The sequence below is a fragment of the Phenylobacterium glaciei genome (genome assembly GCF_016772415.1).
Lineage (GTDB): Bacteria > Pseudomonadota > Alphaproteobacteria > Caulobacterales > Caulobacteraceae > Phenylobacterium > Phenylobacterium glaciei.
The window spans coordinates 213,157-228,358 of the sequence record NZ_JAGSGD010000001.1 but is presented as its reverse complement, the minus strand read 5'-3'; the positions used below and the strand labels follow the sequence as shown (position 1 = coordinate 228,358).

Below are 15,202 nucleotides of genomic sequence, written 5' to 3'. Positions count from 1 at the left end.
GCGAGCCTTCTTCAGGTCAGGCAGGGTCAGGCCGCTCCGCGCCTGGGCGAGGGTCAGAACTGCGCGCAGATTGCGATGCGGCGTGCAGATCTCGGAGTGCGTCACGTTGGATCTTGGCCATGGCGTTGCGGGGGATTTCCGCCACGCGCATCAGCTGGGGGTCACGCCCTCCCAGCGCGCGGGTCACCAGAATCTTCAAGGGGGTTAGGTCCAGGTCCCCGGCCGCCACATAGGCAATGTGCGGGATGTCCAGGCCGTCGGCGTCGGGCGCAAGGAACACCCCAGCGTCCGATACCCCTTCTACCCGCAAGACCAGGGCCTCCAGGCGCGAGGCCAGGAATTTCGCGCCGCCGATGTTCAGCAACTCGTTGGTGCGGCCCACCACCTTCAGCAGCCCGTCGGGAGACAGCACCCCCAGGTCTCCCGGCCAGAACCAGCCGTCTCGGAACATCTCGGCGGTGGCCGCCGGATCGTCAAGATAGCCGCCGGCAAGGTCCCCAGCCCTGAGGCGAAGCTCTCCCACCTGGCCTGGCGGCAGGCGCGAGCCGTCCGGGCCGAGAACCTCGATCTCAGCCCAGGGGCAGAGGAAGCCCGCCGCGTCGTCGGCTCCGCCCAGCTCATTCAGCCGTCCGATGGCCACCGTGCCGGCCTCCGCGGACCCGTAGTTGACCACGATATTCGCGGTCAGGCGCCGGCGGGCCTCGGCGGCCAGGGCGGGAGAGAGCGAGCCACCCATCAGGCCCAGGGTCAGGCCGGGCTGGGGGGCGAAGTCTTCAGGCAGCTCGCGGAGCAGGCCCTGAAGGTGGAAGGGCGCCAGGCGGATCAGGGTGATCTTGCGGGTCGCCAGGTCCTGCGCCCAGCTGGATCCGGAACTGAGCTCGTACATTGCGCCCCCCTGAGCCCAACAGCGCAGGCGGGTGAGGAAGCCCCCCACCGAGCCGACCCCGATGGTGGAGACGGCCACCAGGTCGGGGCTGGCGTACATCTGGGCCATGATCAGGTTCTGGATGCGCTCGTCGATCATCGCCCGGGTCAGCAGGATCTTCTTGGGGACTCCGGTGGTGCCCGAGGTGACGATGATCCGGCACGGATCCTGCGGCGCTGGGGGCCGGCTCCGCGTCCAGGCGGCCGGTTGGTCCGCCAAGGCGTCGATCCAGGGCTGATCGATGAGGTGCAGGGGAACGTCTAACGGCTTGTCCGGCGCCTGGCTGGAGAACACCAGGTCGGCGCGCAACAGGGCCGCGTCGCCGGCGATCTGTCCGGCCAGGGCTGTGGAGGCCGTAATCAGTCCATGCTGTTCGAGCCCAAGCGTCACGATCCAATGGGCGTAGGGGTGGGGAATATGCAGCAAGGCCCGCCCCTCTGGTGGCAGGTTCAGGGTGGCCAGCCAGTTGGCGCAACGGCCAATGTCGGCGGCCATCCGCGCGAAGGTGAAACTGTCCTGCGCCTGGGCCAAGGCGACCCGTTGAGGGAATTGGCCTGCGTTGAAGGCGATCAATCGTTCGAACATGCGATACCGGAACGCGCGATGGCGTGAAGGCGACCATCATAGCGTGACATGGCGCGTGGACAGTGAACGCCGTGCACCCCCGGTCTGGGCCAGCGGGGTCGGCGGAATGAAAACGCCCGCGTCCTTGCGGAGGCGGGCGTCGGGGTCCGGGGCTGCAGGCCCTCGCCTACTTCCGCTTTTGCTTGCGGGCGGCGTAGCGCAGGTCGCGGGCTTCTTTCTGCTTGGCGCGCAGGTCCAGGTCGCGGGCTTCCTGGGTGATGGCTTCGTCCTCGATGCGCAGGCGTTCCAGCTCGGCGGCGGCGGCGCGCTTGGTCTCGCGCTCAGCGTTGCGTTCGGCGCGGACCTTTTCGAGCTCGGCGGCCTCGGCGGCCTTGCGGGCTTCGATATTGGGGTCGGTGACGGTGGGCTTGGGCTTGAAGCGTTCCAGCAGCGCCTTCTTGGCCGCGGCGGAGGTCGCCTGGCGGTCGGCGTGCTTCATGCCTTTAGGTTCGAACATGCGGTCTTAAAGTTCCTAGTCAGGGCCCGGTTCCGGTTCGCCGTCCCGTCCCCCGGATGGGGAGGTACGCCGGGCCTGCGGGTCGTTCGAATTTCTGGAGCGGGCGAAGAGATTCGAACTCTCGACCCCAACCTTGGCAATCGAGAGGGCGATACGTCTCGGTATTTCAAATGGGTGCTGGGAATTACCGATAATTGCAAGGACACGTCGTGACGACCACTTGCAGCGCAACGGAGTTGCAGGATTTGAACGATTGGTGAAGGCTGCAACCAAGGTGGAATTTTGAGCAGCAGCCAAACTGCGACCCGGTTGCAGCCAAGCTCGTCCTCGCCACCTCAGTCCCGTCAGCCTGCCAGGTCGCTAGCGCTTAGCTATCAGCGGTCATCGCGCCTGAGACTGCAGTAGTTGCTCAGGACCCAGGAGCAGTTCCCAGCCACCGACTCGCAAAGCGGCCGCGATACGCTCGATGTTGTCGATCGAGACGTTTCGCTCTGCGCGCTCGATGGACCCAATATAGGTGCGGTGCAGGCCGCAGGCGTCGGCGAAGGCTTCCTGGCTCAGGCCGGCGGCTTTGCGAAGTCGCCTGACGTTCGCAGCGAACACCTTCCTGAGACTGATTGAGGGCCCGTCCACGTTCCGGACGGTCGAGAAATGATGACTTTACATCTACAGACGATACGTAGCATCTCGTTGATGACTATAGGTAGCGAATGTCCGTTTGTCCCTCTCAGCCATAGCCCCCTCCAAGCCGGAAAAGTACCTGGTCGTGCGGTCGGCCGCTGACGTGGATCAGCAGTTGGACTTGATCCGGGCCTCTGCTGCGCGGGCGCAGTCATGGGTCATATCCCACCGTGGTGATGCGCTCGATCTCCTGCGCCAGATGAAGTTTCATCCGGTCGGCTTCCATCCCATCGAGGATCGCCCGCTCAATTTGGTCGAACAGTTGAACCAGACGTGGACCTATACAGTCGCCCTAATCGCTACTCGCAAACTCCTTGAGCTTCATCCGGACGCGGGCGGCTTCAAGGTGGCCCCTGGCGCTCACATGTCCATTCCGCTGGACATTATGAGCATGGAAGACGGGTTGGTCGGGGCCGAGACCTTCGCGGTCACCCGCCCGAGTAGCAACGGCAAGCTCGCCGCGGATCTGACCAAATTGGCCACCCGGCCGGAGCGGCACCGCTACGTGTTCTTTTGTGCGCCAGGTTTTGTTCTAACCGAGCGACTGACCCAGTTCGAGCGGAACGGCGTGCAAGTCTGGTCCGTCGAGATCTAGGCGGTGCCTGGCAAACCGCTGCTGGAAAAGGTGTCGCCGTTGCTATTCGCCCCAAGAGGCATGGGAGGCCGGGGATCGTAACCCAGGGCCATTTGAAACCGGGGATATACGGGGCGATTCGCTAGGCAGCGGAAGTCCCCCCTAGGGCGCCTCCGTCCCAAGCGAAACGAATCAGGTTGGATATGTCGGCTCCTCTAACAGGAGCCTCCAATGTCTACGACGATCCTTAAGCCCTCCCCGAGCCGGGGACCCACCCAACACTGTCACGATCTGAGCAAGGATCAGCCCAGCTATGGGGCTGGTGGCCCCCCGGCCGATGCATTCCAACGCCTCTACACCATCCGCGAAGCCGCGGAGCTGACCGGCCTGAAATATTGGCTTCTGCTGCGTGCGGTGAACAGCGGCGGCGTGCCGAGCTATCAGTTCAGCAACGCCCGGCGGCGCGTCCGCCTTCCCGATATCGAAGCCGCCATTGCCACGGCCGGCCAAACCCGGGGGCGCGCGTAATGGCTACCCTCAACATCACGCCGCGGACGATGATCGAAATGATCTATGGCCCCAACTTTGAAGGCTTTATCGCGCTCTGGGAGCGGCAAGGAAAGACCACACAATTCTTCTCCGCCGCTCGACTGGAGCAACTGGAGCAGGAGATCGAGAGGCTCGCGCCTACCAACGACCTCTACGTCGGCGTAGCGACGCAGGAGCAGGATCTAGGCCCCAGGAGCCGCGGAAAGGCGAGCACCACCGTCACGGTGGGGAGCTTCTTCGCTGACATCGACTTTGCGTCGAGCAAAGAGGGCCACAAGGCCTATCCCCCTGACGAAGAGACCGCCCTGCGCGTTTTGGACGGTTTCGTGCACCGACCCACGATGGTCTTCTGGACCGGCAACGGCCTTCACGCACACTGGGTATTCAACCAGCCGCTTTCGTTTGAGGACGCCAGAGGCAGGAAGGCTCACGAGGCAAGCCGCCGGGCTTTCGCGCGCGAACTCAGCCGAGCCTTCAAGGCCGAAGGCTACGAGATCGACGCCGTCTATGACCTGGCTCGAGTGTGCCGCATTCCGCGTACCTACAACCACAAATCGAAGCCCCCCAAGCCCGTCGAGACGATCATCTTCGACCCCAACGCACGAATCGATCCTGCGCTCTACGAGACGCTCGCCGCCCGTGAGAAGAGGTCCGGAGCGAGGCGGGAGGCGCCGCCCGCACGCCACGATCGCATCCGTCAGCGTTGCGGTTGGTATGCGCACTACACCGGCCCCGGGGCGGCGCATTGTCCCGAGCCGGACTGGTATGCCCTGGCCTCCATCACGAGCCGCACCATCGACGGCGAGCAGAACTTCCACGCATACAGCCGGCAGCACCCCGGATATGACGAGCGTGAAGCGACGGCCAAGTATGCGCGAGGCCTTAGCGAAGCCGGACCTAGAACCTGTCAGGCGGTCCGAGATGGCGGAAACGAACAGTTCTGCGATCAATGCCCCGCTTGGGAGAAGATCACCTCACCGATCGAACTCGGCCGCGCTTATCATGCAGGCGAGCGCGGACCGGTGGCGATGGGCTTCACCAGCCATGGCGACTACGCCTTGCTGGATCAGCAGCGCCAAATTCTCTTGCTGCTATCGGCCAACCAGTTGCTGGATCACCGCACCTTGCTCGGCCTCGCCGATCGCGGCTTCTGGGAAGCCAGCTTTCCACATGACCGCAGAGGCTACGATGCCCAAGCGGCGGGGGAGGCGTTGATTGCCGCCTGCAAAGCCCGCGGGCCGTTCGATCCGGCCAAAGTCAGGGGGCGCGGCGTATGGCTCGAAAGTGACCGGGTCATCGTCAATCTCGGCGACAAGATTCCGGACGATACGAAGTACGTATACCTGTGCTTCGAGCCGCTTGATGTGCCGATTTCGACGGGTTTTCCCGCGGATCGCCTCCTCGCCCTGCTCCGCAAGTTCCCCTGGCGCCACCCTCAAGACGCCTTGCTTCTGTTCGGTTGGTTGGCGGTCGCCGCCATCTGCGGCGCTCTGCCTTGGCGGCCTCACAGTTTCGTCTATGGGCCGCCGAATTCCGGCAAGACGACCATACACGGGCTTGTTAGCGACATCCTGTACCCGCTTGGCCTGCCGGCCGACGGTCAAAGCACCGAAGCGGGGATCAGGCAGAACCTGGGACCCGACAGCAGAGCGGTGATCCTGGACGAATTTGAAACCGACCACCGCCAAGAAAGGCTGGCGGCCGTAATGAGGTTCGCCCGAAGCGCATCGTCTGCGCAGGTTCCAGTCTTGCGGGGCACCCAGAGCGGCCAAGCCCTGCAATACAGCGTGCGCACATCCCTGTTCTTCTCGGCCGTCAACGTCGGCAAAATGAGCCCGGCCGACGAAACCAGGGTGCTCATGTTGGAGCTTGTGGCTCACGGCGACGATCCCGAGGCCGGGCGGACGATCACCAGGGAGCGGCAATTCTTCGCGTCCATGGGGCCGCTCTGGTGTTCGTGGATGGTCAAGAATGTTGGGCACATCGCCGGCGCCATCGCCGCGTTCGAGGTGGCGCTTGCCAGGGAGAACAGCCGGCATAGGACCAATATGTCCACGCTATTGGCTGGTGCCTACGTCGCACTGCACGGGAGGTTGCCCACGCCTGAAGAGGCTGAGAAATGGGTTTCCGATGCGGCAGGCGCGGTCCGCCTCCATGCCCAATCTCATGAGCGCGACGACGCGGGAGACGCCTTGTCGCACCTCTTGGGATACCTGGTCTCGGACAACAACGGGATCACCTTCCCGCTCGGCCACTGGATCGCTTGCGACCTTGCCGCCCACAAAGGGAGCAAACGGCCGAATGACCTAGGAGAACCCGGACGCATCGTCGCGATCCACGACATGCGCTTCAGCCCCGAAAGCGAACGTGAGGGGTTGATGATCCGCCATGGGTCCCCGGCCATCGACAGGGTCTTCCAGGGCACCAAATGGGCCAATGGCGGGTGGATACGAGCACTAGGCCAAATTCCAGGGGCCTTCACCCCAACGAATCCGATGCGTTTCCCGAACACGCCAGGAAAGGTTCGCGCCGTCGGCCTTTCGCTCGACCTGATCCCGCCGCCCCTCGATTACCGCCCGAACACAGAGGACTACTGATGGGGACGGGACGGGACGGAGGCATAGGGGTGGAGAGGGGGGAGTAGGGTAGCGGCTACATGCCTCCGCGCCGCACTCCACACCCTGCGCCATGTCTCTGCGCCGCCCGTCCCGCCCCGCGTCCCGTCCGCGATTTCACCCCCTGCGAGGTTGAAATCGCCGGCCCGGGTGGGGCTCCGCGCCCCAGAGAGACGCGTTCCGCCGCCCCGCAGAGCCATCCGGTTGCTGCCTTGGTTGCAGATCGGAACCGTCCTGAACATTGGGGGAAATTATGTGGCGGCCTTCGATGTGTTTTAATTTCAATGGGATAGTGGCCCGTGATGCGCGGCCGGTCCCTGAACCGGAGTTTGAAAATGACGATCATCGCCCACCCCGCCAGCGCCGCCAGCGGCGACCTCGAGCAGGCCCGTCAGGCGGCCGTGGAGGCCCACGAGGCGGCCTGCGCGGCCTGGGGACGCGCCGCTGCCCCCGAGGACGTCATAGTGGCCCGTCGCCTCAGCCGCGCGGCCGTCGTACTGGCCTCGATGGACGCCGACTGGCTGGAACAGCTGCACGCGGCCACGCTCGACTGCGAGGTCGAGCACGCCGCGGATCTACATGCTGAGGCCGCGGCCCGCCTGCAGACCGCGTGGGCTCCGCCCTACCCGCCGGTGGGAAGCCGGTAGGCGGTGCACCCATGAACGACTTCAAGATCACCATCACCAGACGCGAACGCCGCCGGCCTACGGCGGACGGGGGCAAGGTCAAGCAGGTCCGCTACTTCCTGAACTACAACGACCCCAAGACCGGCCGCCGCATGCAGCCGTCGTTCGAGCGGCGCGGGGACGCCGAGGCCGCGCGGAACAAGGTCGTCGCCGCCATCCACGGCGGCACCTACAACGACCGGCGCGGCTCGCCGACCATCCGCATGCTGGTCGATCACTGGCTCAAGTTCAGCGCCGGCCGGGTCAAGCCCAGCAGCCTGAAGGGCTACGAGATCGTCGGCGACGTCATCAGTGGTCCGCTACTCGTGGGCACGCCGAGGGAGCGCTACGCCTACAGCCGCTACGGCGAAACGGCCAAGGACGCCGTCTTCGAGCCTATGCTGGGCGACATTTTGGCGACGGACCTGACCACATCGGAGATACGCATGTGGCACACGCTTCTGAAGGATCAGGTGGGCTACTACACCGCCAACCGCGCCAAGTCGGTCTTGAAGAGCGTCCTGGCGTTGGGAGAAGAGGATTTCGGCATCCGGCCGCCCTCCATGCCCACGTTGACGGGGCGCAGGGCGTCGCGTCCGCGAAAGACCATCCTGACGTCGGACCAGATCGCGACGGTGCTGGAGGCCGCCCAGGCGGACCCCGAGCGGGGCGTCTACTATGCCTTTCCCTTCCTAGCGGGGACGCGGGCCAGCGAGCAGCTTGGCCTGCTGTGGGAGGACGTGGACTTCAAGGTCGGCGTGATCCGCATCCGCCGTGTCCAGGAGCGCGACGGCTCCCTGTGCAATATGACCAAGACCGCGGCCGGCAGCCGGGAGATCCCGATGATGCCGATGCTGCGTAAGTTGCTTGCTGACTGGCATGGGCGATGCCCCAGGGACCCGGAGTATCCCGACCGCGTCTTCCCGTCTCAAGGTCGTCCTCAGCCCTGGCCCAGGCCGCGGATCATGGGTGGGCGGCCCTTGAGCTACCAGAACTTCAGAAGCCGCTTCTGGGGCCCGATCTTCGCGGAGCTGGGCCTGCCATATGTCGGCCTACACACCGCCCGCCACAGCTTCATCTCCACCCTGCAGGCGCAGGGCGTGGAGGTGGGTCTGGTGGCCAAGCTCGCCGGCCACGCCAACCCCAACGTGACGCTAGGTCACTACACCCAGGCCGTTCGGGGCGGGGGCGAGGCCGTAGAGCTGCTGCAAGAGGCCTACAGCGGCCCGAACGCCGCCGCCGCATAACACTCAGAATGGAGACCCACGTGGACATCGACGACTTCGTCAAACTGCCCGCCCGCCAAGCTGCCGAACTCTACAGCGCCGCCCGTGACGCGGGCGATGACGCTGAGGCTTCGCGCCTGCACCAGGCCTATTTTGAAGCGCACCGGGTTCGGCTTTCCGCCGACCGGCAAGTCGCGGAGGCGATGGTCGTGCGCCCGCCGCCCAACACAGGCGCGGCGCGATCCGCGGCGCATCAGCGATCGACAATACGGCGCGTTGGCATTGTCCTGACGGCGCTAGGGGTCGCCTTCGCCATGTTCAGTATGGCGGCAGGCATCGGCGGTACTGGCCTCGCCTTCGGCCTGGCGTTCACGAGCACGGGCTTCATGTTGTGGCTGGTCGGGGTCGTAGAGGATCGCCTCATTGAGATCCGACAAGCGGTCGCTACTGGGCCAACTTGGGCGGCAGTGGGAGCGCCGCACGAGGCCCCCCGCGGCCCGTAGCGCGGGTCGGACCCGGACGCGCGCCCAGCACGGCCGATCTACCCCTCCGGCGCCACCTGACGACCAGAGAGGGGTGGGGGTCCGTCCCCCTATACAGCCCGCCCCCTACATAGGTCATCGACCGTTGGAGACTGTGCAGGTTGTGCAACATGTGCTGCGCAAGGGGGGCTATTGGCGGACGACCAGGCCAGCTTCTGTTGCGAGACTCAGCATCGTAGCGAGGCGATCCGGCGTGGCGTTCGGAAGGCCCGGTTGTGCGCCTGGCGACCTGGCCCAACCACCTTCCTCGAGCACTACCCTAAGGCGAAGCAGCCGCCGCCGGCCCGAGCGAGCGTCCGCCAAGCCGCGTCCGACGCTCCAATACACATGCTGACCAAATACCCACGCCTCGATCACATGGGTCATAAGGGAAGCTGACGAGGCATCTAGGCGCATACGGACATCCCGAGCGGCTACCGTTAGTGGGAGCCGATCTAGACTTTCTCCTGCTGGGGTCTCTGGCGCTTCTGCGACACACAGGGCCATAGCCCGCCGGAAAACGGCCGGAAACGCCTCCCGGTCTTCCGACCAGACACAGGCTTGTAGCTCCTCCATCAGTTCCACCGGCCCCGTCTCTGGCGGCACGTCGAGCCACGTCTGCACGTCGGGGTCATCTTCCCCTGCGGATTTCAAAAACATCGCGACAAGACGCTCGGTGTGCATCGGCGCGTCGAGTTTGGCGACGCACCAGGAGAAGAGCCCCTCAAGAGCGAGGCGGAAGAGTTGTCGCACCTGAAGCGTGCGCCACGCGGCAGTAGCGCTGGAGACGCCTTCGGAGGCGGGGAGCGAGCCTGGCAGGGCGCACATCGCGCGGCGCACGTTTGCCTCTTCCAGCGTCGCGGAGGCTGAACAGGTTTGGATCAAGAGTTCGAGGCCATTGCGGCGCGCGGCATTCGCGGCCGGGCCGGCAAGTAGATCCGCCATCACCTCCCGCTCATCAGGCGCAAGGTCGTCAAGCGCCCATGCACCGCTCCAGGCCTTGACGTCCAACTCCGTCACGATGACGGGCCCCAATTGGGAAAAGGCTTCGTGGCCCAAGTGCGGACGTAGACGCTCTTCCAAAGCGTCGATCGCGCGCGCCACACCCGATCCAAGCTTCAACGCGCCGCTGTGGAGCAAGTCCGGGGTCAGCCACCCCAGGCTCCGCGTTGCGGGGCCGTAGTTGATTGGCGCGCTCAGCGCGGTTGAAAGCTCCCGCACGTTTCGCCGGGTCGTCCACTCGGCACCGCCGAACTCGTAGATGCCATTTGCGAGGATAGGGGCGAGTACATCTCGGCCCGGCAGATCAGTGCTGGGATTGCTCGCGAACTGCGACCACACGAAGATCACTTCAATACGGTCTACGAAGTCCTGCAAAATCTCGGCGGCGACCTGATGCATTCCCGATCGCGCGGCCAGCTGCGCTGCACGCCGCCAGGCCCAGGTCACCACTACAAACGGTCGTATATGTCGTGCGACGTTGTTCACGCCGGGGAACACGCGGTCCATCAGATCAAAGTTGATGGCTCGAAGCCCAAGAGGGTCCACGCCGCCTGGCTTTATCTGACTTGCCGCCGTCCGCCGGGCCTCGGTTGCCTCGCGCGCCGCGGCGATAAGGTCCCCCATGGTGGCCACGTTCAGAACTCCTCCGAGAGGAGTACATGGTCGCAAGGCGTGGTCACGATCGCGGCGCTGCGGAGTTCAATTCGGACGCCGCTTGGCAGGGCCGTGTAGGAGCAGGGGCAGCGTAGCGCGTCTGCCGATACAAAGTAGATTTCACGCCGGGCACGTGCGGAGCCCTTCAGGGCGCTCTCTAGCCGGGCCCATTCTGGTCGCAGGCGGAGGATGGGGTATTTGTTAGCCAGCCCCCCGGCCTCCATGTCCCGTTTGAAAGCCCGCACTTCCTCCTGGGTGGTAGAACAGCCAACCACCTCCGCCCAAAATTTGTCGGTGTCGGTCTCAGGACACAGAAGCGCTCGGAATCCTGAAGCCCGCTGCAAGTCAGGGGGCGCAACCTCTGGCACCCATCCCCGCGTCAACAACCTGCGCCGCGCGACCCGGGCACGAATTGGCCAACTATGGCCAACGTCGCTTATTGCGTCGACGACCACGACCGCCGTGGCGGCATCCCGATCTATATCGCCATCTCGAACCATGGCCGACACTAACGCCTGCAAATACCCGCGAGTGCGGCCCTCGCTCGCTCCCAGGGCGCCGCAAATATACTGGGTTATTGCAGCTAAGGACTCGAGGCCGCCTTGAGCGGTTGGGTTTCCTATCACGCGCTCGAAGTGGCGCTCAAAGTTCGCGAAGGCCTTCTTTTCAAAGGCTACGCGCCGTCGCCGCCGGTCCTCGGCGCGTTTTCGTGCCGCTTCAAGTTCCTTAGTCGTAGGCGCGTCGCCCGTCTCTTCCTTGTCATCGTCATCACCGGCATCATCGCGAACCGCGAAGGTTTCGCGGGGGGCCGTCAAAGCGGCGAACATGTTGTCGAGGAAGCGTCTCCACGCGGCGTCGTGTGCGGGCGACCCGTCTGACGGCGGTCTTCCGGGCAGGTGCGATCCGGCCGGTGAGAGCAGTTCGTGGGTGTTGGCAAGCGGGCGCGCACGTGGTTCCGATGGCCCCCAACCACCGCCGCTGGCCGGGCCACGAGAGAGCGCCTGAGGGTTGTCCCAAACCCACGCCATGAGCGCGGCAGCGTCTTCGGGGGTGTCGGTATGTGCTAGCACAGCGAGCAGCCTGGCAGCGGCCGATCCAGTACGTCGGCGAATCTCGGCCAGATCGGCAAAGGCCACGAAGCCTTGGGCGACCTTCGAGTCCCTCACCAAGCGAAGCACAACACGACCCACCGCCCAGCCCTGGCCTTCCAAACCATCAGCCTGCCAGGTGAACCGCCCTTCAGGGTCGATGTCTGCGAAGCCCAACTCATGCACGACGCCCCCGGCCAACATCTGAAGGTGGGCAGGCCCGGTCGGGAATGAGGTCAAGACACGCCCGTCTACCCGGCCTGCGCTCAGCCGGGCTCGCAGGACTCCATTGACCGGTTGCTCGTCCGCTTCGGCGTCCTTTGTCGAGGTCGGTGGCGTGGGCGGAGCTGCCGCAACCCATGTCCACCCAACCTGGGGAGCGCGCGACATTCGAAGGACGCCAGCTTCAATGTTACGCCCACCACCCAGCGCAGCTGCTGTGCCATTGGCGCTGCCTGAAAATAGCAGCCGCCCGCGCCTACATTGGATCTCGAAAACCTTCGCATGAAGGTGCCGCTCGTCGGCCGCCAGCCATTCCACGGCCACCGGATGCACCGGCAGGGCGCACCCGCGAGGCCAGTTGTCCACGCCCAGGCCTTCCACCACGGGCTTAGGGTGGGCATGCGCGAAGGCCTCCGAGAGACGCAGGCGCCTGCATAGGGTGGCTAGGGCAGCCCCATCGTCCCAAAATGGTGATGCGGCAACCAGTCGGGTCGCGCCCCCCAGTTCGTCGGCCCGCGCGACCAGTTGGCGCGTGAGGTCTTCGGTCAGATTGTGCAAAAGCCGAACGTCGCCATTGCGAACGCCAGAGGCTGCCCCGGTTTCAAGGGCAGTCGCCAGCAGCTCCAGCCGGTCACCCGCGTCGTGCGTTGCGCGATCTGTTGTGGCGAGAGCGCGAAAGAAGCCCGCCGCGTCGTCGAAAGCGTCGGCCGCAAAGCTAGGGTGCAGGTGCTCGGCGACCTCAAGGTTTCCGCCCCACCCACCGAAGGTCAGGTTGCCTGATCCGACAACGAGATGAGCGTCATCCGACGACACAAGCGCGGCCACCTTCGCGTGGAGCACCCCATGCTTCACGCTGACGGGCTCGATATCATAGTCCTTGCCGACGACCCGCGCACCATACTCGGCAAGCGCGCCTCGAACCCCCATGACGTCTGCGATGATTAGCGGCGGCGCCGATCCGGCGCGCACCAGCGCGTCTAGGGCCACGGCCTCGAAGAACGAAAGGCTTAGCGCATAAGTCGTGAAGGCAGCGTGGTCCCACCGTGCCGCCCCCAACAAATCCAGTGCCGACAATTCTTGGGCGGCCAATTGCCCCTCGATCTTCACCACTTACGCGCGTAGAGACCAACGGGACCGAGCCGGGCCACTTGGTCAAGCCTCAAAGAGTCAGACCACCGACCGCGCGATCATCGCTTCGATCAACTTGGCCCTCTCAAGCGGCGCACCGTCCAGCTTCACCTCGCCAAATGTATCGTCAACGATCCGGCTGGTTCCGTCGTGGACGTGGACATGGATGCCGAATTCTTGCGGCCGTTCGGCCGTCCAGACGATGGCAGGCGTCGAGGCCCAGACCGTGTAGTGGCAGCCCTTGTACTGATCCAGATCGAGGGTCCGAGACGGCGTCTCGTACTTCAGGTTCTTCGCAAAGGTATCGTGGAGCGGCTTCAGGGGCGTTGAGACGATAGGCCCTTTGCTCCAGGTGCTGTCCCTCCCGCAGTTGCCGCAGAAATGCTTGCGGTGTGGCGTTCGCGCGAAGTCGGCCAGATCCAGGTGAGGGTAGCCGCACGATGAGCAGTTGATGCAGTCCATCTCCTGGCCGCGCTCGACCGCGTAGACATAATCAAACGCCGCCGGGGGCGTGATGTTTACGCGGGTGATTTCCTGATTGCCGAACAAGCCAAGGCTGCTGCTGTAGAGCGTCGCTATGGCGTCGAAATCCTTGTCGATAACCTTCTTCTCACCGGCGACCTCCCTCACGTGAACATGGATTTTGGGCGGCCTGGGCTTGATCTCTTCCGTCGATAGAGCGGCCGGAAGTGAGCACCAAATACCCACTTCAGCATGCTGGTTGACGTTCACCGTCAAGGGCGAGACGACATAGTTCATCTGTTGGGCGTGGTTGGCGCACCGCATCTCGCCAGCTTGGTCGTAGGCCTCCAGGTCGGCCTTTGTGCCCCAATGGGTTTGGTGGGTTCGGCACCAGAGGCGATCCGCGCCGTGTCGGAACTTCCCCGCGTGGGCGAAGTCGCACGGCAATACGGCGTCGTTGCCCGACCTTCCGGGGAAGTGCCCAAGGAGAGATGGCGAGAAGACGGCGATATTGCCAAGCGTGCGCCCGTACGCCCAGCAGATCGCGGCCTTCTCAGAAAGGCCGCCGTCGGCGTCTGGGTTGATGGGCTGCTCGTCGCAGATTTTGCTGAGATAATGTTTCTTCGCGGGGCTGCCCTCATGGTTTTCCCACTGGCAGCGCCAGAGTTCGACCGCGCCCGTAGAGGTGTTGACCCGACGTTCAATGAACATGATTTCAGCCCTTCCGAGCCTTCCAGATGGCGTCCATTCCCACGTCGGTCAGGGCCGCCTTCATCGCTGTCACCGCGTTGTCGGAGAAGCAGGGGAACTTTGATTTTCCGAACTTGAAGACGTGCCGGCAATTTTGGTCATCGTCGATTTTCAAATGCGCCCGGACCGCTGCAGCCTTAGGCGTGGTTAGCCCGACCACCTTTGCAAGATGCGCCGGCGTCAGGTGATATTTCTTCTGCAAGTCGAGTTCGCGAACCGCAGCCGCATCCCCCGGATCATTCGCCGGTACGAACTTTACGGGCGCGCCGTGCTTCTTGGTGAAATGAACTTTGACGTCGATCCCCTCACCCTCCGTGGCCGTACCCAATGCGGTCAGCCGGGGAAACACATCCGGGAATGCTTTCTTGGCGCGGACCGCCTTCTCGATGCGGTCAATGTCCTTCTCGGACACGTTCACCTCGTCAACAATGTGCGCCTCCATCGCCAAGAGCGCACGGATGCGGCCCCGGGCCTCGTCGCGCGCGCGGCGGCCAGGCGCCAGCAGCGCGGTGATTTGGGCATATTCCTGGTCCATCAGGACCTCGATATTGACCGGCGGCGTCGTGGATACCGGCAGCACCCGGGTCGGCAGGTGGTTGATGAGGGCGTCGTCGAACGACCGCTTCAGGACAGTGTCGATCACCGTCACCAGCGCCTGGGCGTGCATATAGAGAAGCTGTTCTGCGACGACGACGAACCAGTGCTGTTCCGCGTCTCGGAGTGAGTCGACGGCGCGCATCGCCCCGGCCTCTTCGGGCGTCACGCCACAATGCGCCTGCGCGAGGGCCAGGCATTTGCCGAACCCCAACGACGTCGCGCTCTTCTTGTCGAAAATGGCGACCCGCTTCTGGACCAGAGCCGCCTTGATCAGCATCTCGCAGGTGTGTTGGAGGTGGAGGAGGACCGCCGTCGTTCGTCCGTCCTCCTCATAGGAATTGAAGGCGGACAGACCGCGACGCAGGGAGCACAACGCCTTCGTCTTCAGCGATTTCGCGTCTCGAACCAGCTTCATGGTCACGCCCTTGACGATCTAAGTTTCACAGCTCATATAGCAAACAT

At 64.4% G+C, this 15,202-nt stretch carries 13 protein-coding genes; 6 read left to right on the top strand and 7 right to left on the bottom strand.

The features are described from left to right. Window positions 1–16: 16 nt before the first annotated feature. The 3 genes from JKL49_RS01105 to JKL49_RS01095 all read right to left on the bottom strand — a co-directional run bounded on the left by JKL49_RS01105 (window position 17) and on the right by JKL49_RS01095 (window position 2,609). The gene (locus tag JKL49_RS01105) at window positions 17–1,510 is read right to left on the bottom strand and encodes a class I adenylate-forming enzyme family protein (protein ID WP_215337630.1); all 1,494 of its coding nucleotides are present in this window, start codon (window positions 1,508–1,510) and stop codon (window positions 17–19) included. Window positions 1,511–1,676: 166 nt separating this feature from the next. Then, window positions 1,677–2,006 carry a DUF6481 family protein gene (locus tag JKL49_RS01100; protein WP_215337628.1) on the bottom strand — a complete coding sequence of 110 codons (330 nt, stop codon included), beginning with the start codon at window positions 2,004–2,006 and terminating at the stop codon, window positions 1,677–1,679. 381 nt (window positions 2,007–2,387) lie between these two features. Beyond that, window positions 2,388–2,609 (bottom strand): helix-turn-helix domain-containing protein, encoded by a 222-nt coding sequence (locus tag JKL49_RS01095; protein ID WP_347340340.1) that lies wholly within the window; start codon window positions 2,607–2,609, stop codon window positions 2,388–2,390. Between the two features lie 115 nt (window positions 2,610–2,724). On the opposite strand from JKL49_RS01095, the gene JKL49_RS01090 reads away from it, so the two are divergent. The 6 genes from JKL49_RS01090 to JKL49_RS01065 all read left to right on the top strand — a co-directional run bounded on the left by JKL49_RS01090 (window position 2,725) and on the right by JKL49_RS01065 (window position 8,819). Then, entirely contained in the window at window positions 2,725–3,282 is a 558-nt protein-coding gene (locus tag JKL49_RS01090; protein WP_215337627.1) for a hypothetical protein, read from the top strand. A gap of 210 nt (window positions 3,283–3,492) precedes the next feature. Continuing rightward, window positions 3,493–3,789, top strand: coding sequence for a MerR family transcriptional regulator (locus JKL49_RS01085; RefSeq protein ID WP_215337625.1), 297 nt, complete (start codon window positions 3,493–3,495; stop codon window positions 3,787–3,789). Next, window positions 3,789–6,407 carry a hypothetical protein gene (locus JKL49_RS01080; RefSeq protein WP_215337623.1) on the top strand — a complete coding sequence of 873 codons (2,619 nt, stop codon included), beginning with the start codon at window positions 3,789–3,791 and terminating at the stop codon, window positions 6,405–6,407. The genes JKL49_RS01085 and JKL49_RS01080 overlap by 1 nt, the downstream gene beginning before the upstream one ends. A gap of 353 nt (window positions 6,408–6,760) precedes the next feature. Further along, complete coding sequence (locus JKL49_RS01075; protein WP_215337621.1) at window positions 6,761–7,072, top strand: hypothetical protein; 312 nt, start codon at window positions 6,761–6,763, stop codon at window positions 7,070–7,072. Between the two features lie 11 nt (window positions 7,073–7,083). Continuing rightward, complete coding sequence (locus JKL49_RS01070) at window positions 7,084–8,337, top strand: tyrosine-type recombinase/integrase (protein ID WP_215337618.1); 1,254 nt, start codon at window positions 7,084–7,086, stop codon at window positions 8,335–8,337. A gap of 20 nt (window positions 8,338–8,357) precedes the next feature. After that, window positions 8,358–8,819, top strand: coding sequence for a hypothetical protein (locus JKL49_RS01065; RefSeq protein ID WP_215337616.1), 462 nt, complete (start codon window positions 8,358–8,360; stop codon window positions 8,817–8,819). 168 nt (window positions 8,820–8,987) lie between these two features. Here JKL49_RS01065 and JKL49_RS01060 read toward each other — a convergent pair whose 3' ends face one another. Genes JKL49_RS01060 through JKL49_RS01045 form a run of 4 tightly spaced genes read right to left on the bottom strand, consistent with a single transcriptional unit; the run spans window position 8,988 to window position 15,155 of the window. Continuing rightward, window positions 8,988–10,472, bottom strand: coding sequence for a hypothetical protein (locus JKL49_RS01060; RefSeq protein WP_215337614.1), 1,485 nt, complete (start codon window positions 10,470–10,472; stop codon window positions 8,988–8,990). 2 nt (window positions 10,473–10,474) lie between these two features. Continuing rightward, window positions 10,475–12,913 (bottom strand): phospholipase D-like domain-containing protein, encoded by a 2,439-nt coding sequence (locus JKL49_RS01055; RefSeq protein WP_215337612.1) that lies wholly within the window; start codon window positions 12,911–12,913, stop codon window positions 10,475–10,477. 57 nt (window positions 12,914–12,970) lie between these two features. Then, window positions 12,971–14,104: a hypothetical protein gene (locus JKL49_RS01050; protein WP_215337610.1), complete on the bottom strand. Its 1,134-nt coding sequence runs from the start codon at window positions 14,102–14,104 to the stop codon at window positions 12,971–12,973. A gap of 4 nt (window positions 14,105–14,108) precedes the next feature. Beyond that, window positions 14,109–15,155, bottom strand: coding sequence for a hypothetical protein (locus JKL49_RS01045; protein ID WP_488225848.1), 1,047 nt, complete (start codon window positions 15,153–15,155; stop codon window positions 14,109–14,111). Window positions 15,156–15,202: the final 47 nt, after the last annotated feature.

Excerpts from the sequence above, each read along its gene's own strand:
- JKL49_RS01075 (WP_215337621.1), top strand. The coding sequence starts at position 6,761 with ATGACGATCATCGCCCACCCCGCCAGCGCCGCCAGCGGCGACCTCGAG.
- JKL49_RS01080 (WP_215337623.1), top strand. The coding sequence starts at position 3,789 with ATGGCTACCCTCAACATCACGCCGCGGACGATGATCGAAATGATCTAT.
- JKL49_RS01050 (WP_215337610.1), bottom strand. The coding sequence starts at position 14,104 with ATGTTCATTGAACGTCGGGTCAACACCTCTACGGGCGCGGTCGAACTC.
- JKL49_RS01100 (WP_215337628.1), bottom strand. The coding sequence starts at position 2,006 with ATGTTCGAACCTAAAGGCATGAAGCACGCCGACCGCCAGGCGACCTCC.
- JKL49_RS01105 (WP_215337630.1), bottom strand. The coding sequence starts at position 1,510 with ATGTTCGAACGATTGATCGCCTTCAACGCAGGCCAATTCCCTCAACGG.
- JKL49_RS01045 (WP_488225848.1), bottom strand. The coding sequence starts at position 15,155 with ATGAAGCTGGTTCGAGACGCGAAATCGCTGAAGACGAAGGCGTTGTGC.
- JKL49_RS01085 (WP_215337625.1), top strand. The coding sequence starts at position 3,493 with ATGTCTACGACGATCCTTAAGCCCTCCCCGAGCCGGGGACCCACCCAA.
- JKL49_RS01070 (WP_215337618.1), top strand. The coding sequence starts at position 7,084 with ATGAACGACTTCAAGATCACCATCACCAGACGCGAACGCCGCCGGCCT.